The following is a 21,559-nucleotide window of genomic DNA, read 5'->3' as shown; positions in this document are numbered from 1 at the left end:
TGCCCCGGCTCGGCCTGGCCCGGCCCCTCGGTCAGGGCAGCCGGGCCTCCAGGGCGTCGATCGCGGTGGCGACGGTCGGGGTGACCGTGAGCAGGTCCAGGCCGGCCGGCTTCAGGAAGGTCTGGTCGGTGATGGTGGCCAGCCAGTCGAGCAACGGACGGTAGAAGCCGTCGGTGTCGACCAGCACCATCGGCTTGGCGTGCATGGCCAGGGTGGCGGTGGTCCAGACCTCGAACAGCTCGTCCAGGGTGCCCAGTCCGCCGGGCAGGGTTAGGAACGCGTCCGATTTCTCGATCATGACGGTCTTGCGGCTGCCCATGCTGTCGGTGACGAGCAGTTCGTCCGAGGCCAGGTCGGCGACCTCCAGGTCCACCAACGCCTGCGGGATCACCCCGACGGTGCGTCCGCCGGCCGCCCGCGCCCCGTCGACGAGCGCGCCCATCATGCCGACGCAGCCGCCGCCGCTGACCAGCGTGTGCCCGCGCCGGGCCAGCTCCGCGCCGGTCTCGGCGGCCAGCTCCAGCCAGCGCTGGTCGAGGGTACGGGAGGACGCGCAGAAGACACAGATCGCCGCCACCCGTTCAGCCCTCCCGACCGTCGACGACGCCCCGGCCCGCGCCACCGGCCCCGGTGCCGTTGGACGCCGTACCCGGGGAGGTGGTGGTGTCGGCGGCCCGGCGGGCGGCCTGCTGGTCGGCGGCGGTACGCGCCACCGCCGCCTCGCGGACCGCCTCCTGGTCGGCGGCGAGTGCCGCCTCGGCCTCGACGATGTGCCGGACCGCGGCGTCCACGTCGTCGGTGAGGCAGATCAGCTCCAGGTCCACCGGGCCGATCTTGCCCTCGGCGGCCATGCTGTCCCGCAGCCAGTCGAGCAGCCCCCGCCAGTAGTCGGTGCCCATCAGCACCACCGGGAACCGGGTCACCTTCCCGGTCTGCACCAACGTCAGCGCCTCGAACAGCTCGTCCATGGTGCCGAACCCACCCGGCAGCACGACGAACGCCTGGGCGTACTTGACGAACATGGTCTTGCGGGCGAAGAAGTAGCGGAAGTCGATGGCCAGGTCGACCCAGTCGTTGAGCCCCTGCTCGAAGGGGAGTTCGATGCCCAGCCCGACGGAGAGACCGCCGGCCTCGCTGGCCCCCCGGTTGGCCGCCTCCATCACGCCGGGGCCACCGCCGGTGATCACCGCGTAACCGGCCCGCGCGAGGCCCGCGCCCAACTCCTCGGCCAGCCGGCACTCGGGACTGTCGGGTTTACTACGGGCGGAGCCGAAGACGCTCACCGCGGGCGGCAGATCCGCTAACGTGTCGAAACCCTCGACGAACTCGGCGAGGATGCGCAGCGCCCGCCAGGCGTCCTTCGTCTTCCAGTCGCTGCGCCCCCGGGAGTCGAGTAACCGCTGGTCGGCAGTGCTGGTGGGGATCGCGCCACGGCGCAGCGTGACCGCCCCCCGGTGCCGCTCCGGATCGCGGCCCGACTGCCGCCCGTTGGTCTGACTCATGACAGCCACCGTAGTGGAGACGCACGTCAGGGCGGTGCCGGCCGACGGGTCGCAGAAAAAGTTCGCGATCTTGGGCAACTAATTCTGTCGCCCGTACGTCTTACTATTCACATACCGGGTATGGCCCGGCGCGCGCCTTCGGGGGAGGAGCAAGCGTGATCAGCAGCAACGAACGGATGCGGATCCGTCGGCAGATGCAGCGACGGATCAACGAGGTGGTGGCCGAGCGCCGCCGCGCCCGACAGTTGGAGGTGCCGGTGGAGCCGGCCGCTCCGTCCGTCGAGCCCACCGAGCCGGACAATCCCCGCCTCACCAGCGTCTGACCCGACCGGCACGCCGCCTCACACCCCTGGCCCGCCCACGCTCCACGCGTACGTACCGAGGCCCCCGTGGTCCCCCGACCCCGGGGGCCTCACCACACCCACCCCAGCCCCGCCAACCCCCCGCCACGGCGCTGCCACACTCGGTGATCAAGAGGTTTGCGTCACGGGAGAGCGCTCTCGATGACGCAAACCTCTTGATCACCGGGGCGAACCCGGGGCGGGGTGGGGTGGGGGGTGGGGGAGTCAGGCGGGGGTTAGCCAGCGGTGGAGGGTGGCGGCGCCGTCGCGGATCTTGGTGAGTTCGACGTGTTCGTCCCTGTGGTGGGCGAGGTTGGGGTCGCCGGGGCCGAAGTTCAGCGCGGGGATGCCCATCGCCGCGAAGCGGGCCACGTCGGTCCAGCCCAGCTTGCCGATCGGGGCGGCGCCCACGGCCGCCAGGAACTCCTGGGCCACCGGCGCGTCGAGTCCCGGGGCAGCCCCGGCCGCCGCGTCGGTGATCGCCAGGTCGTAGCCGGCGAAGACCTCCCGCAGGTGCGCCTCGGCCGCCGCCGGGTCACGATCCGGGGCGTACCGGTAGTTGATCTCGATTTCGCAGCGGTCGGGAACGACGTTGCCGGCCACGCCGCCGTCGATCCGAACCGCGTTGAGGCCCTCGCGGTAGTCGCAGCCGTCGATGGTGACCCGCCGGGCCTGGTACTCGCCGAGGCGGCGGAGCACCTCGCCCGCGCCGTGGATGGCGTTGACCCCGCGCCAGGAGCGGGCCACGTGGGCGCGTTCGCCCGGCACCGTGACGATCGCCCGCATGGTGCCCTGGCAGCCGGCCTCCACGATGCCGTACGTCGGTTCCAGCAGCACCGCGAAGTCGGCCCGCAGCCACTCCGGGTGGGCCTCGGCGACCAGGGTGAGCCCGTTGTACCGGGACTCGATCTCCTCGGCCTCGTAGAAGAAGTACGTCACGTCGTACCGGGGGTCGGGCAGGGTCACCGCCAGGTGCAGGGCGAAGGCCACCCCCGACTTCATGTCGGAGGTGCCGCAGCCGTACATCAGGTCCCCGCGCATGGTCGACGGGAAGTTGTCGTTGTGCGGCACCGTGTCCAGGTGCCCGGCGAGCACCACCCGGGAGGACCGGCCGAGATCCGTACGCGCCATCACGGTGTTGCCGTGCCGGAAGGTGCTCAGGTGCGGCACCCGGCGCAGCACCTCCTCGACGCAGTCGGCGATGGCCTTCTCGTCAAGGGAGACGGACTCGATGTCGACCAGGGCGCGGGTCAGCGCCACCGGATCGGCCAGGACCTCGGGGGTCAGCGGGTTCTCCATGATTCGCACGGTACCGTCCTGAACGGTGGGCGTGAGGGGTGAGCCCACCGGCCCCGCAGCCGCGAACGAGAGGGTAGAACAGTGACGTCCCAATCCGCCTGGGGTATCGGCCTGGCCACCGTGACCGCCGCCGAGCAGGTGCTCGACACCTGGTACCCGACCGGCAAGCTGGGTCTGGGTGAGCTGCCGCTGGTCCCCGGCGAGGACCAGGCCGACGTGCTGGACCTGCCGCCCGGCGCGATCGGCGAGCGGGCCCTGCCGGGCCTGCGTACGGTGCAGGTGGTCACCGTGATCGGCGCGCTGGACGAGCCGATCAAGGACGCCGCCGACGCGTACCTGCGGCTGCACCTGCTCTCCCACCGTCTGGTGCGGCCCAACGAACTGAACCTCGACGGCATCTTCGGCAAACTGGCCAACGTCGCCTGGACCTCGGCCGGCCCGTGCCCGCCCGAGCGGGTGGACGAGCTGCGGGTGATCGAGCGGGCCACCGGCCGTCACCTGGCCGTGTACGGGGTGGACAAGTTCCCGCGGATGACCGACTACGTGGTGCCCGCCGGGGTGCGGATCGCCGACGCGGACCGGGTCCGGCTCGGTGCCCACCTCGCCGCCGGCACCACCGTGATGCACGAGGGCTTCGTCAACTTCAACGCCGGCACGCTTGGCACCTCGATGGTCGAGGGCCGGATCGTGCAGGGCGTGGTGGTCGGTGACGGCTCCGACATCGGCGGCGGCGCGTCGATCATGGGCACCCTCTCCGGCGGCGGCACCGACCGGGTGCGCATCGGGGCACGGAGCCTGATCGGCGCGAACGCCGGGGTCGGCATCTCGCTCGGCGACGACTGCGTGGTCGAGGCCGGCTGCTACATCACCGCCGCCTCGAAGATCACCCTGCCGGACGGCCGGGTGGTGAAGGCCCGCGAGCTGTCCGGCGTCGACGGCCTGCTGTTCTGGCGCAACTCGGTGACCGGGGCGCTGGAGGCGAAGCCGCGCACCGGCCAGGGCATCACGCTCAACGCCGCCCTGCACGCCAACGACTGAGCCGCACGGTCCGGGCCCGCGACGAGACCGTCGCGGGCCCGGACGTCTGATCACCTCAGGCGGTACGCCTGGATGATCCGGGTGCTCGCGGTGTTGCCCTCGGTGTCCCGGGCGGTCGCCCGCAGGGACGCGTACCCGGCCCCCGTCGGATGCTTGACCAGCGCCACCGTGCCCTGGCCCGGCACCTTCACCACGGTCGCCCGCCGCCAGGTCTTCCCCCCGTCGTACGACACGTCGACGCTGAGCTTCGCCAGCTTGGCGGTGCCGGCACCCGGCTGCCGCCGTACCTGCACGGGAACGGCGAAGACCTGCCCGGCCGGGGCGGTGTTGTCGACCCTCAGCTGCGGGGTGAACCGGATCTCCGACAGCGGCAGCGGCTTCGGCGTGTCACCGGCCACGTGCCCGGAGCGGAAGGTCCAGCTCGCCTCCACCTCGGTGCCGAGGTCGGTGAGGCTCCGGTCGGCCGCGACGGTCAGCTTGTAGTCGCCGGCCGCCTTCGGCACGGTGAACTCGCCGTACCCCGGGTTGTCGGTCTCCTCCACCAGGGTGCCGTTGCGCCACAGCGCGGTACGGGCGCTGTCGGTCAGTGACCCGCCGGGGTGCCCGGCCGCGTCGGCGTGCAGCGCCACGCTCACCAGGATGGTGTCCTCGATCCGGGTGACACCGTCCCCCGGCCAGCGCGGGGCGGGCAGGGACGGCCCGAGCGGCGCGGCCCCCCAGGTCTCGGTGACCCGCCGGCCGGCCTGGTACTTGGTGGGCGGACTCAGCAGGATCGCCTGGACGTCCAGCCAGCCCTCCGGGTCGGGGATGCCGAAGTCCAGCTCGGACTCCCAGCGCATCCGCTTGGTGCTGTAGTGCTCGGTGCGCTGGCCGGGCAGGTCGGTGGGCAGGACGACCGCCCAGCCGCCGAGGTTGTAGCCGCTGTCCGGGAAGACCAGCCGTTCGGCTTCCATCTTCGGGTACGGGTCACGGAACTTGTGCACCACCGTGGCCAGGTCGCCCCGCCGGTAGTCGCGTACCAGCCCGCTCGGCAGCTTGCCCGGCACGACCTCGCCCAGCGCGTACAGGTAGGGGCTGGACTCGGCCTCCCGGTCGGCCCACTGGCTGTTGAAGGTGGCGACGAACTCGTCGGCCGCCACCGCCTTGCCGAGTTGGCCGGTGGACAGCCCGTCGAAGGTGTCGAACGAGACGATGCCGAAGCCGAAGCTGCCGTCGTCGGGCAGGAGGTAGTTGGCGCTGATGTCGACCAGGGCGACCTTGGCGTCGGCCTGCGGGACGGTCATCCGTACCGGCTTGGCCTTCCGCAGGTCGACGGTGACCGCGGTGTCCCCGTCGACCACCAGTTCCGGCTGGGCGAGCATGGCCAGGCCGCCCGACTCCTCGTCCGGGCCCGGCTCGAAGAAGACGCTGCTCAGCCCGTACCGGCCCTTGGGGACCCGGAGTTCGACGACGCCGTCGGCCTCGAACACGTCGCGCACGTCGCCGTCGGTGAGGTCGACCAGGGCGGTCGAGTAGTCGCCGCCCGGCTTGCCGCTGCGGTCGAGGTGGGTGAGCGTGACGGTGTAGCTCTCCACCTCCCGGTGCACGGCCAGCGGGGTCACCGCGACGGTGCCGCCGGAGCGGGCCACCACCCGGCCGGTCCAGTAACCGTCGACGCCGAGCCGGGTGTTCGCGGTGACGGTGGTCTCGGCCCGGCCGCCCGCCGGGACGGTGATCCGGTTGACGCCGAGGGTGAACATGCCGGCCGGTGCGGCCGTCCCGCCCGGTCCCTTCACCTCGACGGTCAGGTCGAGGGTGAGCGGCGTGGTGCCGCCGTTGTGCCAGGCGACGGTCCGGGTGATCGGGGCGTCGTCGCCGTGCGGCCACAGGGCCCGGCCGAACGAGACGCTGACCGGGTCGGTGGTGACCTGCTCGGTGATCGCCCGGGTCAGGTCCACCCGGCCGGCGCCCTGCTCGTAGGCGGTCTGCGTCGGGTGCGGCTTGGCGGCGGCCATCAGGGTCGCCTTGAGCTGCCCGGCCTTCCAGCCCGGGTGCTGCTGGGCGAGCAGCGCCACCGAGCCGGCCACGTGCGGGGTGGCCATCGACGTGCCGGAGAGCGCGACGTACCTCGTGCCGACCGGGTCGCCGATCTGACCGTCGACGGAGCGGGCGGCCACGATGTCGACGCCGGGGGCGGTGATGTCGGGCTTGAGCGCGTCGTCGCCGACGCGGGGGCCACGGCTGGAGAAGTCGGCGAGTTCGTCGTCCCGGTCGACCGCGCCGACGGCGAGCGCGGCGTCGGCGGTGGACGGCGAGCCGACCGAGCCGTCCGAGCCGTCGTTGCCGGCGGCGATGACGAAGAGGCTGCCGGTCTGGGCGGTCAGCGTCTGGACGGCCTCCTCCAGCGGGTCGACCTCGGGGGTGTCGCCGCCACCGAGGCTCATGTTGACCACGGCGGCCTTCTTCTCGGTGGTGGCCCACTGCATGCCGGCCAGGATTGCCGACTCGGCGCAGCCGAACTCCTCGCAGACCTTGCCGTCGAGCAGCGTGGCGTCCGGCGCGACGCCCCGGTACTTCCCGCCGGAGGCGGCACCGCTGCCGGCGATGGTGGAGGCGACGTGGGTGCCGTGCCCGACGATGTCCCGCTGGTCGGGCAGGTCGCTGAAGTTGCGGGCCTCGGTCACCTTGCCGGCGAGGTCCGGGTGGGTGGCGTCGATGCCGGTGTCCAGCACCGCGACGGTCACCCCCTTGCCGGTCCAGCCCGCCGCCCAGGCGGTGGGCGCGCCGATCTGGGGCACGCTGTGGTCGAGGGAGAGCGCCCGCCGACCGTCCAGCCAGATCCGCTCGACGCCCCCTGCCGCGTCGAGCCGGGCTCCGGCGTCGCCGCCGGTCAGCGTCGACCAGACCGCGCCGGTCGAGGACTTGCCGGCGGTCAGTGCCGCGCCCTGGATCGCCGGCAGGTCGCGGGTCACCCGGGTGCCCGGTAGCGCGGCCGCGCCGCGCCGGGCCTGCCCCTCGCGGTACGACACCAGCAGCGGCAGGTTGTCGCGGTGGGCGTCGTCGTAGCGGGCGGCGATCAGGCCGGTGACGTCGAACAGCCGCTTGTCGACCTGCCCGGAGCGCACCAGCGGCACCGCGTCGCGGGGCACCACGGAGAGGTGACCGCGTTCGCGGCGGACCAGGAACTGCTGGTGTTCCCGGCCGACGCCGGGGCGCACGGCCGCGCCGCCGGTGCGGGTGACGGTGACCTGGTCCCCGGTGATCAGGGTGACGGTGCTGGAGCCGGCGGTGGGCGTGGCGGGCCGGGGCGCGGCGGGGCCGGCGGGCGCGGCGTGCGCGCCCGTCGCCGGCAGACCGAGGGCCAGGGCGAGCACCAGCCCGCCGGCCGCGGTTCTTCTGCTTCGGTGCAACGGAACCTCCTCCTGGGACGTTTACCTACATGAGCCCATCGAGATGACATGAGCCATCGAGATGACATGAGCCCGTCGAGATGACCGGAGTCACATCGATGTCCCAGAATTACATACCCAGTATGTAAAAAGAAGTCCGGGGGATGACCGTCCGGACACATTGCCGAGACACGACCGACCCGATTCCACTCCGTCCGCCCGTCCGATCGGCGACGATCACCTGGTGACGTCCATGAGGGAACGCATGCTCGCCGGCGAGCCGTACGTCGCCGACGATCCCGAGATCGTCGCGGACCTCGACCGCGCCGCGCGACTGGTCGAACGCTTCAACCGCAGCCCCGCCGACGACCCGCAGGGCCGGCTCGCCGCCCTGCGCGACCTGCTCGGCAGCGTCGGCGAGGACGCCTGGGTACGCCCGCCACTGCACTGCGACTACGGCTGGCAGACCCACCTCGGGGACCGCAGCTTCGTCAACTTCAACGCCGTCCTGCTCGACGTCGCCCGGATCACCATCGGCGCGGACGTCCAGATCGGACCGAACGTGCAGCTGCTCACCGCCACCCACCCCGTCGAGGCCCGGGCGCGGCGGGCCAAGTGGGAGGCCGCCCAGCCGATCACCATCGGGGACAACGTCTGGCTCGGCGGCGGGGTGATCGTCCTCGCCGGAGTGACCGTCGGGGAGAACACGGTGGTCGGCGCGGGCGCGGTGGTCACCCGCGACCTACCCCCCGACGCGGTCGCCGTGGGTAACCCCGCACGGGTGATCCGCACCCTGCAGTAACAGCTTGAGCTGCGAAAACCTCGACGCAACCGTGGGCGAACGGCAAATTCCGATGCACTCTGGGTAGTGACTTCGTCACCAGGGAGCACCGATGGCCGAGCGGGTACTCGAACTTCGGGTACACGGCGTGTCCAACACCCCGCCCGACCAGATCCTCGGCCTGCCCGCCGACCCGACCGGCACCGGCCCGCAACCCCGGCTCGTGTCCGGCGGCGACGTCACCGGCTTCTACCGCGCCAGCGACTCCGCCCCCGACGACCCCCTCGTCGTCGAGGCGTACAGCTGGGGGCAGTTGACCTCGGGGGCGCGGACCGCGCGGGACGTCGAACGCGCCCTGTGGACGCTGCTGCTGCCGTTCACCCTCGCCAACGTCGCCCTGTACGCCCGCCCCGGCATCCCGCCCGACCCGGACACCGAACGCTGGGGCAGCCGCTCCGGCATCACCGCCTGGCTGATCCGGCTGTTCTGCCTCAGCCTCACCGGCACCCTGGTGCTCGCCGCCACCGGCATCGGGGTCGACCTGATCGCCTGGCAGTGCGTCGACCAGGAGTGCCTGCGGCAACTGCCCGGCCCGTGGGAGTTCCTCGGCCGGGGCTGGTGGCGCGCGGACGCCCACGCGCTCGCCGTCGGCCTGCTGGTGCCGTTGGCGACGCTGCTGGTGCTCGGCATCGTGTCCTGGCGCACCTACCAGTACGAGGCCGAGATGCCCGCCGAACCCCGATCCCTGGCGGGCGACGGGGAGCACCCGGCCGAGCCGGCATCCGACCCGGCCAACCCGTTGCAGGACCCCACCTTCTGGGGCGGGGAGGGGCAGCTACGCCGGGCCGCCGTGCTGCACCTGTGCGTCGGCGCGGCGCTCGCCGCGGCGGTGCCCGTCGGCGCGGTGCTGGTGCTGGACCCGGCCCGGGGCGTCCGCGCCGTGGTCGCCGTCCCGACCGTCGCCGCCCTGGTCACGGTCGTGGTGATCGCGGTGGTGGCGGTGGGCCGCCCCTGGCTGACCCGGCGCGGCGGGGCCAGCCCGCTCGGCCGGTGGAGCCTCACCGTCGGCGTGCTCACCGGCCTCGCGCTGGCCGGCACCTTCACCCTCCTGCTGCTGCCGGACGGCCCCGCCGGCACCCCGCTGGCGCAGTTGCGCCCACCGGTCGGCTGCACCCGCGACCCCGGCCTGGCCGGCTGCCGCGCCGACCACTCGCTGCCCGGCTACGACGGGCTGGTCGCCTGGCTCGCCACCTACCAGGTGCTGCTGCTGATCGCCATCGGCACGGTCACCCGCTCCGGCCGCCGCGCGCTGCCCGTCCCCGGCACCGCCGCCGTGCTGCTGCCCCTCGGCGTGGCCTGGCTCGACGGCCGGCTGCCCGGCGTCCCCGCCGCCCCCGACGGGCTGCGGGTCTGGATGCTCGCCGCCCCGGCCATCGCGCTCGCCGCCGCCGGCCTGCTGCTGCCCCGCACCGGCAGCGACGCCGGCCAGCAACCGCTCGGCGTGCACACCGACGTCGCCTGGGGCGGACGCGGAGCCGCCGTGATCGCCGGCTTCGGCTGGATGATGGCCATCGCCTACTGCGCCGGCCTGCTCTACTGGGTCACCGACCGGCTCGACGGGGCCGCCTCACCCAGCGGGTTCTCCCCGATCGTGCCGCCCCTGCCGGTGATCTGGGCCGGGCTGGCCTTCACCCTCGCCACCGCCGCCCTGCTCGGCACGCTGGTCCGCGCGGGGGTGCTCTTCCACCGGCTGCGCCGCGTCGAGTACCGGCGGCTCGCCACCGCCGGGCAGGCCCTCTCCGCACACGACCTGCGCCGCTGCCGGCACGTCAGCACCTTCCGCGCGCTGCACCGCCTGGTCGGTGAGCACGCGGTACGGCTGATCGGCTGCTACGCCACCATCGCGGCGGTGCTGGTGGCGCTGTCCTGCGTGGCGGCGCTGACCCGGACCCGCCCGGCACCGGCCGGCGCGTCGGGCTGGCCAGGGCTGGTGCACACCGCCGCCGACCTCGGGGACACCCTGCTGGGCTGGCTGCCGCTGGTGGTCGCCGGCCTCGGCATGCTCGTCTACCGCAACGACACCGTCCGACGCAGCGTCGGGGTGCTGTGGGACGTCGGCACCTTCTGGCCGCGCGCCGCGCACCCGCTCGCCCCACCCAGCTACGCCGAACGCGCCGTCCCCGAGTTGCAGACCCGGATCGCCGGCATCCTGGCGCTGGCCGAGCGCGACCCCCGCCGGATGGACGGGGTGATCCTCTCCGGACACAGCCAGGGCACGGTGATCTGCGCGGCGACGGTGCTCCAACTGCCGACCCGGTGGCGGCGACGGATCTGGTTCCTGTCGTACGGCTGCCAACTCACCCGGCTCTACGGGCGGGTCTTCCCCGCCTACTTCGGCCCGACCCGGCTCCGGGTGCTCGCCGACGCCCTGACCTGGCCCTCCGGCCACGTCGCGTGGACCAACTTCTGGCGGAACACCGACCCGCTCGGCTGGCAGGTCAACGCCGGGGAACGGGACGTGCCGGTGACCGACCCGGAGGCGCTGCACCCCAGCGGGGGCGAGGTCGCCGACCCGCCGATCCGCAACCACAGCGGCTACCCGGAGGCGGTGGAGTTCCACCGGGAGCGGGCCCTGGTGGCCCGGCTGCTGCGGCGTACCGTCCCGTCACCCCGGGTCGGTTGACCGGATCACCAGGTCGGCCCGGTCGGCGGTGCCCGCCACCACGGCGGCGTTCGCCTCGTCGCTGCCGTACGCCCAGGCATGCGCCGCCTCCGGCGACCGCCCGTACGCGACGTGCCGGGCCACCAGCCGGCGCAGCCGTGCCCCGGCGTCCAGGTCGAGGAACCACGCCTCGTGCAGCAGCGACCGCACCTCGTCCCACGGCGGCTCGGCGAGCAGCAGGTAGTTGCCCTCCGTCACCACCAGCCGGACCGAGGGCGGCACCTCCACCGCCCCGGCCACCGGCTCCTCCAGGTCACGGCGGAACAGTGGCGCGTACACGGCGGTCGGCTCCAGCCGGCGCAACCGGCGCAGCAGCGACACGTACCCGTTGGCGTCGAAGGTGTCGACCGCGCCCTTGCGGTCGGCCCGGCCCAACCGGACCAGCTCGGCCTGGGCGAGGTGGAAGCCGTCCATCGGCACCAGTCGGGCGCCCGGGCCGACCGCCGCGACGATCCGCTCGGCCAGGGTGGACTTGCCCGCCCCCGGCGCACCGGCGATGCCCAGCAGTTGCCGGGGGCCGGCGTCGGCGAGCGACCGGGCCCGGGCCACCAGGTCGTCGAGGGAGAACGGACGCGCCCCGGGCATCAGGCCAGGACCGGCTCGCTGATGGTGAACCGGGCCCGCACCACCGCGTGCACCGACTGCGGGCGGGGGTCCAGGTCCAGCTCCGGCGGGCCGCCCTGGCGGGCCTGGCGGGTGAACATCGCCCCGCCCATGCCGGAGCCCTCGTCGGTGTCGGCCAACTCCAGCAGCGCGGTCACCCGCGCACCGAGCGCCTCGGCGTACTCCCGGGCCCGACGCAGCGCGTCGGCGATCGCCGCGTGCCGGGCCTCCCGGTGGGCCGGGCTGTCCGGGCGCAACGACCACCACGGGCCGGCCACCTCGACGTGGTCCTGCTCGGCCAGCCGCAGCATCAGCTCGGCCAGCGAGCCGAAGTCGGTGACGGTGACCGTGGTGGAGACGCTGCCCAGGTAGCCGACGACCCGCTCGCCGGAACGGTTCGTCTCGGGCCGGACCCGCAGCTCACCGGCCTCCCGGCGGTCCACCGCCGGCTCGTGCTCGTCGAGCAGCACCCGCACGGCGGCGGCCCGCTCGGCGAGCCGGGTCAGCGCGACCTGGCGGTCCCGTTCCCGGGCCGTCGCGGTCACCTCGAAGCGGGCCAGTTCGGGCGGCACCTCCCGGTACGCCTCACCGCGCACCGCCACCACCGGTCCGTCCGCCACGCATCCACCCTAGCGGCGCGACCGGCGTGCCGCCGGCAACCGCGCGGTCAGGCCGGCCGCAGCCCGGTGTACGTCACCGTCCCCCGCGCCACCGTGCAGCCGGTGAGGTGCCCGCCGGACTCGCCGACCGACCGGACGAACGCCAGCTCCCCGGCGGGGTCGGCGTCGAGGTCGAACGCCCGGCGGACGGGCTGTTCCCGGCCCGACCCGGCCGCCCGCACCGCGCCGGCCCGCTCGTAGTGGGCCACCAGCGTGGGCAGGTCGTCGTCGCGGACCGCCTCGGCGAGCGCGTCGAGCGCGGCCCGCACCTCGGCCAACTGCCGCAGCACCTGCTCCCGGTTGGCCAGCAGCATGGCGGCGGTCCGCCGGGCCGGGGTGGTCGCCACCCGGGTGCCGTCGCGGAAGCTGCCGGCCGCGAGCCGGACCACCGCGTCACGCACCGACGAGTCGGCGGCGGCCCCCGCCAGACCGCCGGCCAGCAGGTGCGGCACGTGCGAGGACAGCGCCACGACCCGGTCGTGCACCTGCGGCGACATCGGTACGACGTGCGCGCGCAAGACGTCGACGACCAGCCCGACCAGCGTCCGGAACGGCACCAGCCCGTCGACGCTCGGGCACAGCACCCAGGCCGCGTCGGTGAACAGGCCGGCCTGGGCGGCGGTGAGCCCGGCCCGCTCGGTGCCGGCCATCGGGTGCCCGGGGACGAACCGGCCGGTCAACCCGTGTGCCCCGGCGAACCCGGCGACGGCCGCCTTGGTGCTGCCCACGTCGGTGACGATGCACCGGTCACCGGTCAGCCCCGCCACCGTGAGCAGGGTCTCCGGCAGGCTGGGCAGCGGGCCGCCGAGGAACACCACGTCCCGGTCGCGGACCGCGTCGCCGAGGTCGTCGCGGAAGTCGATTCCCCGGCGACGGCCCTCGGCCCGGGTCACCGGGTCCGGATCCCAGCCGGTCACCCGGACGCCCGCCTCGTGCAGCCGCAGCAGGATCGACCCGCCGATCAGGCCGGTGCCCACCACGGCGACCCGGAGCCGGCCGACGTCCTCACCCACCGCCGGCGTCCTACGGCTGGGCGAGCCGCTGCGCGACCGCCGCGACCTGCGCGTCGGACCCGGTGAGCGCCACCCGGACGTGCCGCTGCCCGGCCGGGCCGTAGAACGCCCCGGCGGCGACCAGGACGCCCCGGCGGGCCAGCCAGTCGACGGTGTCCCAGCAGTCCTCGTCGCGGGTGAGCCAGAGGTAGAGGCCCGCCTCGGAGTGCTCCAGCCGGAACCCGGCCCCGGTGAACGCGGCGAGCAGCGTCTCCCGCCGGGCCCGGTAGCGTTCCCGCTGCTCGTCGGCGTGTTCCTGGTCGCCGAGCGCGGCCACCATGGCGGCCTGCACCGGCGCCGGGACGATCATGCCGGCGTGCTTGCGGATCTTCAGCAGCTCGGCGACGAGCGCCGGGTCACCGGCGACGAATCCGGCCCGGTAGCCGGCCAGGTTGGACCGCTTGGACAGTGAGTGCACCGCCAGCACCGAGTCGTACGAGCCACCGCAGACCTCCGGCGCGAGCACCGACACCGGGGCGGCGTCGGCAGTCCACCCCAGCGGGAGGTAGCACTCGTCGCTGGCCACCACGGCACCGCGCTCCCGCGCCCAGTCGACCACCTTGCGCAGGTGGGCGGCGGGCAGCACCCGACCGGTCGGGTTGCCGGGCGAGTTGACCCAGACCAGGCGTACCCGTGAGGTGGGACCGACCGCGGTCAGCGCGTCGGCACGGACGACCGTGGCACCGGCCAGCCGGGCCCCGTCCTCGTATGTCGGATAGGCGATCGTGGGCACCACGACCACGTCGCCGGGGCCGATCCCGAGCAGGGTGGGCAGCCAGGCGACCAGTTCCTTGGAACCGATCGTCGGCAGCACCCCGAGCCCGTCGACACCGGCGGCGCAGGCGCGCGCCACCCAGCCGGCGACGGCCTGCCGCAGCGCCGGGGTGCCCGCTGTCAGCGGGTAACCCGGCGCGTCGGACGCGTCGGCCAGGGCCTGCCGGATCACCGGGGGCACCGGGTCGACGGGCGTGCCCATGGAGAGGTTGATCAGGCCGTCCGGGTGCGCCGCGGCCAGGGTGGCCGCGGCGTCCAGGGTGTCCCAGGTGAACTCGGGCAACCGGGCCGACACCGGCACGGGCCGACCCGGCGACGCCGGAGCGAGCCCGGCCGGACGCTCCGGCGCGGCCCCGGCCGGTGCCGCTGCGGGCCCGGCCGGTACCCCCGGTGTCACGGCGGCGGGCCGGTTCAGTGGCCCTCGCCGCGCGGCGGCTGGCCGGCGACGAACGTCGCGTCCTTCTCCACCTTGCCGATCTTCGACGCACCGCCCGGCGAGCCCAGGTCCTCGAAGAACTCGTAGTTGGCGCCCGTGTAGTCCTTCCACTGCTCGGGGACGTCGTCCTCGTAGAAGATGGCCTCCACCGGGCAGACCGGCTCACAGGCACCACAGTCGACGCATTCGTCGGGGTGGATGTAGAGCATCCGGTTGCCCTCGTAAATGCAGTCGACCGGGCATTCCTCGATGCATGCCTTGTCGAGCACATCCACGCACGGCTCGGCGATGATGTAGGTCACCGGTCTTCTCCTCCGCAAGACTCGCCGCGATCACCCGCGACGCTAAGAGCCTAGTATCTCGCCGGGGAGGAGGTCGATCGTGCTCCGACAGCAGGATGTGGGACACCGGATCGTGGTTCGCCGCATTGTGGGGATTCGTGAGGGCCGGCCCCTCTTCTCGGACGCCCTCGGCGAGCTTGTCGAGCTGAGCGAGACCCATCTCACCATCGCCACCGCCCAGGGTCGGCTCCGGGTGCCGGTGGCCGAGGTGCACCGGGCCAAGCGGGTGCCGCCCACCCGCCGGCCGACCGCCTCGGCCGTGGTCGAGCTGGAACTCGCGGCCGACGAGGCGTGGCCCGCGCCGGTACGCGGCCGGCTCGGCGACTGGCTGCTGCGTTCCGCCGACGGTTGGACCGGACGTGCCAACTCGGCCCTGCCGGTGGGCGACCCGGACCGGCCGCTGCCGGCGGCGGTCGACGCCATCGAACGCTGGTACGCCGGACACGGCCAACCCCCCATGGTCAACACGCCGTTGCCGCTGGCCGTGCCGGTCGGCGCCGAACTGGACGCCCGGGGTTGGACCGCCCGTCCGCTGACCCTGGTCCAGACCGTCCCCCTGACCACCCTGCTCTCCGACCCGCACCGCGTGTCCCACGAGGGTGGCCCGGCCCCGGGGGGCGCGGACCGGGACGCTGACGGCCCGGCCGTGGTGCTCGACGTCGCGCCGTCCGAGGAGTGGCTCGCGGTCGCCGCCGGGCGCAAGGGCGGCCTGCCCGACTCCGCCCGGCACATCCTCACCGCCGTGGCCCGGCTCCGCTTCGCCCAGGTGTACGCCGACGGCACGCTGCTGGCGACGGGCCGGGGCACGGTCACCGGGCAGGGCCGCTGGCTGGGGCTCAGCCTGATCGAGGTGACCCCGTCGGCACGCCGGCAGGGGCTGGCCGCCCGGGTGGTCCGGGCCCTGGCCGCATGGGGCGCGGCCGAGGGGGCGACGCACGCCTTCCTGCAGGTGGAGCAGCGCAACACCGGGGCGGTGGCGCTCTACCGCAAGCTCGGCTTCACCACCCACCACACCTACCTGACCCGGGTCGCCCCGCCGGGCTGACCCGGGTCGGCCGCTTGGCCCTGTGGGCCGAGGTTGCGGTGTCCCATCGGTCCGGACACCGCTACCTACGCCCCGTTGAGTTGATCAAGCCTCGGCGGGCAGCGGTCAGCGCCGGACCACCCGACGCGGCTTGCCCACGTTGCGCTCGGCGTACCGCCGCAGTTGCTGCGAGCGGTGGTCCCGGCCGAGCGTGATCAGCACCAGGTAGCCGAGCGCCACGCCGGCCGCCGCAGCGACGAGGTAGAGCCAGATCTGGGCGAAGAACAGCCCCGCACCCCCGCCGAACGGGTTGTTCCCGACCAGCAGCGGGCCGACGAGCACCGTCAGCAGCAGCGCCACGGCCACCGCCGCAGCCACGTCGGCACCCCACCGCGCCGCCGGAACAGCCTTACCCCAGGTGAACACCACCCCGGCCAGGATCAGCCCGACCACGACGAACATGCCCAGCGAGACCCGGTCGGCGGCGGTGTCGTTCCCGTCGAAGCCGAGTTTGATGATCACCCGGGCCACCACGTTGACCGCGAACAGGGCCGCCGCGAGTACCCCGACCGCCCGCCACCGCTGCGTCATCACACGCCTCCCGCCGTACCACCCGCCCCGTCGGCGGGTCTCCTGGCAGGAATATCTACCACCGCAGGCTGTGTGTCGTCATCACCCGTCGTGGCGGCGCGGCTGCGGGCTGAGCATCTGCCGGAACGCCATCACCGCGAACGTCATCGCCCCGGTGGTGATCATCGCCAGCCCTACCCAGTTGTCCCCGGCGACCAACAGGTCACCCTCGGCGGTCCGCACCGCCGCCACCGCCATCAACACGAACCACGGCAGCGCCGGCAACGCCACCGCCCACCTGCGGCCGACCGTGGCGTACGCGAACCAGCTCACCGCGACCGCCCCCAGGATCGTGACCACCACCGACACCCCGATCAGCTGCCCGCCGGCCCGGACGGTGGACAGCAGCAGCCCGATCACGGCGGTGAGCACCCCGCCGACCACGGCGACCAGCCCACCGACCACCCGCAGCACGACGTCGAGCAGGTGCGCCGTCCAGCCGGGCGGCGGCGGGACGGCGGCGGTCTCCTCCTCGACGACCGGCATCGGCGTGGCGGGCAGGGTCACCGGAGCCCGGCCGTCGCCGTGGCCGCCGACGACGCGTCACCCGCCGCCGGGGCGTGCCGCTGCGGCGGGCGCGCCGCCGCGACCGGCCGTCCGGCCGCCGGGTCGGGCCGGTCGCCCGGCAGGTCCGCCGGGTCCGGGTCGATCCCGGCGAACAGGTCGCTCTCCCAGCCGTACCGGCCGGTGCCGGGGCCCTTCTCCCCCACCGCCAGCGTGAAGTACTCCACGCCCATGAACTCCGCGCCGAAGTTGCCGGCGATCGCGTACAGCCAGGAGTTGGCCGGGATCTGGGTGGCGTGCGCCCGCATCGCCGCCTCCTTGGCGGCGTGCTGGTCGGTGCCGTCGATCCGGGCGGCGATCTGGTCGTCGGGGGTGCCGAACGGCAGGTCGTCGACGCTGTCGATCGCGGCGAAGGGGTTGTCCGACGACTCGGTGAAGTGGCTCATCCCGGCCTCCAGGACGCTGCGCGGCAGCGCCGTCCAGTAGACCTTGGCCGGGGCGATGCCCTCCGCGCCGGCCAGCTCGTGCGCGCGCATCGCCACCCGGTGCGCCTGGATGTGGTCCGGGTGCCCGTAGAAGCCGTTCGGGTCGTAGGTGACCATGACCTGCGGCCGGACCTCCCGGATCACCGCCAGGAGCTGCCCGGCGGCCTCGTCGAGGTCGGCCGCCCAGAACGCCCGGGGATGCCCGTTCGTGGGCATGCCCATCATCCCCGAGTCCCGGTAGCGGCCCGCACCGCCGAGGAACCGGTGGTCGGTGACGCCGAGCGCGGCGCAGGCGGCGGCCAGCTCACCGATCCGGAACCCGCCGAGCTGGTCGGCCTCGGCGGCGGCGAGCTGCGCCAGCGCCGGCACGTGGATCTCGCCCTCCTCGCCGAGGGTGCAGGTCACCAGCGTGACGTGGGCCCCGGCGGCGGCGTAGTGCGCCATCGTCGACCCGGTGCCGATGGACTCGTCGTCGGGGTGCGCGTGGACCAGCAGCAGGCGTCGGTCGGGCAGCGTCGTCACGACCGTCACTCTAACCGGCGGTCCCCGGGCCCCGGGGCGTACGCGTCCAGGCAGGTAGGCCACATCACGCCCGGCCCGGCTCTACGATCCGGGTTGTGGACTTTCCCGAGCTGGCCGCCCGTACCCGTCGGTTCAGCCACGGGGCGCCGCGCGCCGTTTCCGTGGCAGACGACGGTTCCCGGGTGGTCTTCCTCCGCTCGGGCGGCCCGGAGGATCCGGCCGACGCGCTCTGGGCGCTGGAGACCGCCTCCGCCGAGGAACGGCTGATCGCCGACCCGGCCATGCTGCTCGGCGAGGACGCCGACCCGACGGCGCTGGCCCCGGGCGAGCGGGCGTTGCGCGAACGTCGCCGGCTCACCGCCGCCGGCATCGGCTCGTACGCGCTGGACGGCGCGGGCCGGGTGGCGGTGTTCGCGCTGGCCGGCCGGTTGTTCCGGGCCGACCTGGTGCACGGCGACGTGATCGAGGTGACCACCGTCGGGCCGGTGATCGACCCCCGGCCCGACCCGACCGGGCAGCGGGTGGCGTACGTGACCGACGCCGCCGACGGGGTACGCCGGGGCGAGCTGCGGGTGGTCGCCCCGGACGGCACCGACTCCCTGCTGGCCGGTGAGGACGGCGGGGTGACCTGGGGGCTCGCCGAGCACGTGGCGGCGGAGGAGTTCGGCCGGTTCCGGGGCTACTGGTGGGCCCCGGACGGACGGATGGTGCTCGCCGCCCGGGTCGACGAGTCCCGGCTGCCCCGCTGGCACCTGCACGACCCGGCGGACCCGGCGACCCCGCCGACCACCGTCGCGTACCCCCGGGCGGGTGGGCCGAACGCCGAGGTCAGCCTGCACCTGCTCGACCTGGACGACGGCTGGGTCGACGTGCACTGGGACCGGGAGACCTACCCGTACCTGGCGTCGGTCGACTGGGCCGACGGCAACCCGCTGATCACCGTGCTGCGCCGGTCGCAGCAGCACGGCCTGGTGCTGGCGGTGGACCCGCGTACCGGGGAGACGCAGGTGCACGCCGAGCTGGCCGACCCGCGCTGGGTGGAGCCGATCCCGGGCACCCCGGCGCACCTTCCCGACGGCCGGGTGCTGGTCGGCGGCGAACTGGCCCACGACGGGTACGACGCCCGCTGCCTGTTCGCCGACGGCACCCTGCTCACCCCGCCCTCGCTGTACGTGCGGCGGGTGGTGGGCCGGCTGCCCTCCGGCCCCGGCCCGGCCGACCTGCTGGTGGAGGCGAGCGAGGGCGAACCGAGCCAACGGCACCTCTACCGGGTCCGTACGGCGATCGGTGGTGGGGTGGACGCCCGCCGGATGAGCAGCACCCCCGGCTGGCACACGGCGGCGGTCGGCGGGGACACCCTGGTCGTCGGCACCGCCTCGCTTGACGACGCGGGGACGACCTGGTCGGTGTGGCGCGGCGACGGCGAGGTGGCCCGGCTGCGGTCGCTGGCCGCCACCCCCTCGTCGGCACCCCGGCCGATGCTGGTCCGGGTGACCGACAGACGGTTACCGACGGCGGTGCTCTACCCGTCCGAGCACGTCAAGGGCACCCGGTTGCCGGTGCTGCTGGACGTCTACGGCGGCCCCGGCCACCAGGAGGTGGTGGCCGCCCGGTCGGCCTGGCTGGAGCGGCAGTGGTGGGCGGACTCCGGGTTCGCCGTGGTCACCGTCGACAACCGGGGTACGCCGGGCGTCGCGCCGTCGTTCGAGAAGGCGATCCACCGGCGGGTGGCCGACGTGATCCTGACCGACCAGGTGGACGCGTTGACCGCGCTCGCCGGCAAGCACCCCGACCTGGACCTTGCGCGGGTGGCGATCCGGGGGTGGTCGTTCGGCGGCTGGCTGGCCGGGCTGGCGGTGCTGCGCCATCCGGAGCTGTTCCGGTGCGGCATCGCCGGTGCCCCGGTCAGCGACTGGACGCTGTACGACACCGCGTACACCGAGCGCTACCTCGGCCTGCCCGACGACGGCATCGACGTGTACGGGCACCACTCGTTGGTGGAGCTGGCGGCGGAGCCGCTGCATCCCGGCGAACCGGCCCGGCCGCTGCTGCTGGTGCACGGCATGGTCGACGACAACGTGGTGGCCGCGCACACGCTGCGGCTGTCGGCGGCGCTGCTGTCGACCGGCCGGCCGCACGCGGTGCTGCCGTTGACCGGGGCCACCCACATGGCGGCCGGGGGGCTGTCCGAACGCCTGCTCCGCCTGGAACTCGACTTCCTCCGCACCCACCTGGGCTGAGCTGTGGCGGGACCGTCCCGCCGGATCAGGTCGGGGGTCGCCGGGCGGGCGACCGCGCGGTGCAGCGGGCGGTGCGGCGACCGGGCGGGTCAGCGGGCGGTGCGGCGACCGGGCGGGTCAGCGGGCGGCGGACCGCCGACCGGGCGGGTCAGCCGGCGGTGGGGCGGCGGGCCAGCAGGGCGAACGCGTTCGGCAGGCGGCCCCGGAAGGCCGCCGCGTCGACGTCGCCCATCCGCCAGAACGGCTCCGCGTACTCGTCGAGCCGCCGGATCTCCAGGCCGGCGGTGACCACGGCGGTGACGATCCGGCCGAGCGTCCACTGCCACATCACCGCCCCGTGGGCCGGGAAACTGTCGTCGGCGCACACGAACGAGCGGCCGAAGTAGCTGCGGTCGGGTCGGATGCGCGGCTCGTCGGGGTCCCAGGTCCACAGGTCGGTGGCCGGGTGACCGTCGTGGACGAACAGGTGGCCGCCGGGGCGCAGCAGCCGGGCCATCTCCGCGGCCCAGGCGTCGATGTCGGGCATCCAGATCAACGCGCCCTTGCCGGTGTAGACGAGGTCGACGCAGCCGTCGCGCAGCGGCACGCCGGGGACCGTCCCGAGCAGGTAGTGACAGGCGGCACCGAGGTGATCGGCGCGCCCCCGCGCGCCGTGGATCGCGTGCTCGCTGTAGTCGACGCCGATCACCATCCGGGCACCGGCGTCGACCAGGGCGATGTCGTCCTGGCCGTTGCCGCTCTGCGGATGGACCACCAGCGGTCGGGTCGCCAGGATGTCGCGCAGCAGCGCGCGTTCACTGGGGACGAGCGTGACGCCGGCCGCCGCCTCGGCCGTCATCTGGTCGTTGGCCCAGACCCGATCCTGGTGGGCCAGTTCCCAGGCGGTCCGGTTGGCGCGCGACGTCGGGTCCATGCCCTGCACTCTCCCGACCGACCGACCGACGGTCAATCGATTTGCATCTCTGTCCGGGGGTCGACGCCGGCCCGGATCGACTCAGCGTCACGGATATAGCGGTATCCGAGCCCCATGACACCCCAACATCGCCCCAATGACCCCCCACCCGCCCACGCCCCGCCTTGCCCCGGCGATCAAGAGGTTAGCGTCATCCTGCGGCGGCGGTTTCATGGGGTCGGTGCAAGTAGTAGTCGATCAAGGGCTTCGGCGGGAGTGTCCCATCCGAGGGTCTGTCGGGGGCGGCCGTTGAGTTGGATCGCGACGGTGTCGAGGTCGTTTTGGG

At 74.1% G+C, this 21,559-nt stretch carries 18 protein-coding genes and 2 pseudogenes; 6 read left to right on the top strand and 14 right to left on the bottom strand.

Annotated features, from left to right (window positions below):
- Positions 1 to 31: 31 nt before the first annotated feature.
- A complete protein-coding gene (locus JQX11_RS21445) occupies positions 32 to 577 on the bottom strand; it encodes an LOG family protein (RefSeq protein WP_204926766.1) in 546 nt (181 codons plus the stop codon).
- Positions 578 to 680: 103 nt separating this feature from the next.
- Positions 681 to 1,502: pseudogene (locus JQX11_RS21440) on the bottom strand (LOG family protein); the annotation flags it as partial.
- Positions 1,503 to 1,657: 155 nt separating this feature from the next.
- Here JQX11_RS21440 and JQX11_RS21435 point away from each other — a divergent pair.
- Positions 1,658 to 1,825 (top strand): hypothetical protein, encoded by a 168-nt coding sequence (locus JQX11_RS21435; RefSeq protein WP_204926964.1) that lies wholly within the window; start codon positions 1,658 to 1,660, stop codon positions 1,823 to 1,825.
- A 243-nt stretch (positions 1,826 to 2,068) separates the two neighbouring features.
- On the opposite strand, the gene dapE is transcribed toward JQX11_RS21435, so the two are convergent.
- Entirely contained in the window at positions 2,069 to 3,142 is a 1,074-nt protein-coding gene (dapE, locus tag JQX11_RS21430) for a succinyl-diaminopimelate desuccinylase (protein WP_204926765.1), read from the bottom strand.
- A gap of 81 nt (positions 3,143 to 3,223) precedes the next feature.
- Between dapE and dapD the strand changes: the two genes are divergently transcribed.
- The gene (gene dapD / locus JQX11_RS21425; protein WP_204926764.1) at positions 3,224 to 4,180 is read left to right on the top strand and encodes a 2,3,4,5-tetrahydropyridine-2,6-dicarboxylate N-succinyltransferase; all 957 of its coding nucleotides are present in this window, start codon (positions 3,224 to 3,226) and stop codon (positions 4,178 to 4,180) included.
- Positions 4,181 to 4,230: 50 nt separating this feature from the next.
- Here dapD and JQX11_RS21420 read toward each other — a convergent pair whose 3' ends face one another.
- A complete protein-coding gene (locus tag JQX11_RS21420; RefSeq protein WP_204926763.1) occupies positions 4,231 to 7,569 on the bottom strand; it encodes a S8 family serine peptidase in 3,339 nt (1,112 codons plus the stop codon).
- A gap of 223 nt (positions 7,570 to 7,792) precedes the next feature.
- Between JQX11_RS21420 and JQX11_RS21415 the strand changes: the two genes are divergently transcribed.
- Positions 7,793 to 8,350 (top strand): sugar O-acetyltransferase, encoded by a 558-nt coding sequence (locus JQX11_RS21415; protein WP_307826293.1) that lies wholly within the window; start codon positions 7,793 to 7,795, stop codon positions 8,348 to 8,350.
- 91 nt (positions 8,351 to 8,441) lie between these two features.
- Positions 8,442 to 11,012: a hypothetical protein gene (locus tag JQX11_RS21410; RefSeq protein ID WP_204926762.1), complete on the top strand. Its 2,571-nt coding sequence runs from the start codon at positions 8,442 to 8,444 to the stop codon at positions 11,010 to 11,012.
- Here JQX11_RS21410 and JQX11_RS21405 read toward each other — a convergent pair.
- The 5 genes from JQX11_RS21405 to fdxA form a co-directional block, all read right to left on the bottom strand.
- On the bottom strand, positions 10,995 to 11,636 hold the full coding sequence (locus tag JQX11_RS21405; protein ID WP_204926761.1) for a nucleoside/nucleotide kinase family protein: 642 nt from the start codon (positions 11,634 to 11,636) through the stop codon (positions 10,995 to 10,997). The two genes, JQX11_RS21410 and JQX11_RS21405, sit on opposite strands and share 18 nt — an antisense overlap.
- On the bottom strand, positions 11,636 to 12,274 hold the full coding sequence (locus tag JQX11_RS21400) for an SIMPL domain-containing protein (protein WP_204926760.1): 639 nt from the start codon (positions 12,272 to 12,274) through the stop codon (positions 11,636 to 11,638). Before JQX11_RS21400 ends, JQX11_RS21405 begins: the two co-directional genes overlap by 1 nt.
- Positions 12,275 to 12,321: 47 nt before the next feature.
- Positions 12,322 to 13,326 carry a prephenate dehydrogenase gene (locus JQX11_RS21395; protein ID WP_204926759.1) on the bottom strand — a complete coding sequence of 335 codons (1,005 nt, stop codon included), beginning with the start codon at positions 13,324 to 13,326 and terminating at the stop codon, positions 12,322 to 12,324.
- A 10-nt stretch (positions 13,327 to 13,336) separates the two neighbouring features.
- Positions 13,337 to 14,440: a succinyldiaminopimelate transaminase gene (gene dapC, locus JQX11_RS21390; protein ID WP_307826292.1), complete on the bottom strand. Its 1,104-nt coding sequence runs from the start codon at positions 14,438 to 14,440 to the stop codon at positions 13,337 to 13,339.
- A 110-nt stretch (positions 14,441 to 14,550) separates the two neighbouring features.
- Positions 14,551 to 14,877: a ferredoxin gene (fdxA, locus tag JQX11_RS21385; protein ID WP_007072862.1), complete on the bottom strand. Its 327-nt coding sequence runs from the start codon at positions 14,875 to 14,877 to the stop codon at positions 14,551 to 14,553.
- A 79-nt stretch (positions 14,878 to 14,956) separates the two neighbouring features.
- Between fdxA and JQX11_RS21380 the strand changes: the two genes are divergently transcribed.
- A complete protein-coding gene (locus tag JQX11_RS21380; RefSeq protein ID WP_204926758.1) occupies positions 14,957 to 15,961 on the top strand; it encodes a GNAT family N-acetyltransferase in 1,005 nt (334 codons plus the stop codon).
- A 105-nt stretch (positions 15,962 to 16,066) separates the two neighbouring features.
- On the opposite strand, the gene JQX11_RS21375 is transcribed toward JQX11_RS21380, so the two are convergent.
- The 3 genes from JQX11_RS21375 to mshB all read right to left on the bottom strand — a co-directional run bounded on the left by JQX11_RS21375 (position 16,067) and on the right by mshB (position 18,090).
- The gene (locus JQX11_RS21375; protein WP_204926757.1) at positions 16,067 to 16,531 is read right to left on the bottom strand and encodes a hypothetical protein; all 465 of its coding nucleotides are present in this window, start codon (positions 16,529 to 16,531) and stop codon (positions 16,067 to 16,069) included.
- 81 nt (positions 16,532 to 16,612) lie between these two features.
- Complete coding sequence (locus JQX11_RS21370) at positions 16,613 to 17,056, bottom strand: hypothetical protein (RefSeq protein WP_204926756.1); 444 nt, start codon at positions 17,054 to 17,056, stop codon at positions 16,613 to 16,615.
- A 17-nt stretch (positions 17,057 to 17,073) separates the two neighbouring features.
- On the bottom strand, positions 17,074 to 18,090 hold the full coding sequence (mshB, locus tag JQX11_RS21365) for an N-acetyl-1-D-myo-inositol-2-amino-2-deoxy-alpha-D-glucopyranoside deacetylase (protein ID WP_204926755.1): 1,017 nt from the start codon (positions 18,088 to 18,090) through the stop codon (positions 17,074 to 17,076).
- An 86-nt stretch (positions 18,091 to 18,176) separates the two neighbouring features.
- Between mshB and JQX11_RS21360 the strand changes: the two genes are divergently transcribed.
- On the top strand, positions 18,177 to 20,321 hold the full coding sequence (locus JQX11_RS21360; RefSeq protein ID WP_204926754.1) for a S9 family peptidase: 2,145 nt from the start codon (positions 18,177 to 18,179) through the stop codon (positions 20,319 to 20,321).
- 148 nt (positions 20,322 to 20,469) lie between these two features.
- Here the strand turns inward: JQX11_RS21360 and JQX11_RS21355 are convergent, their stop codons facing one another.
- On the bottom strand, positions 20,470 to 21,234 hold the full coding sequence (locus tag JQX11_RS21355; RefSeq protein WP_204926753.1) for a class I SAM-dependent methyltransferase: 765 nt from the start codon (positions 21,232 to 21,234) through the stop codon (positions 20,470 to 20,472).
- 209 nt (positions 21,235 to 21,443) lie between these two features.
- A pseudogene (locus tag JQX11_RS33705) lies at positions 21,444 to 21,559 on the bottom strand (IS30 family transposase); the annotation flags it as partial.

Source organism: Micromonospora humida, assembly GCF_016901255.1.
Classification (GTDB): Bacteria; Actinomycetota; Actinomycetes; order Mycobacteriales; family Micromonosporaceae; genus Micromonospora; species Micromonospora wenchangensis.
Note: the sequence above shows the minus strand (reverse complement) of the source record. Positions and strands in the feature narration are given on the sequence as shown.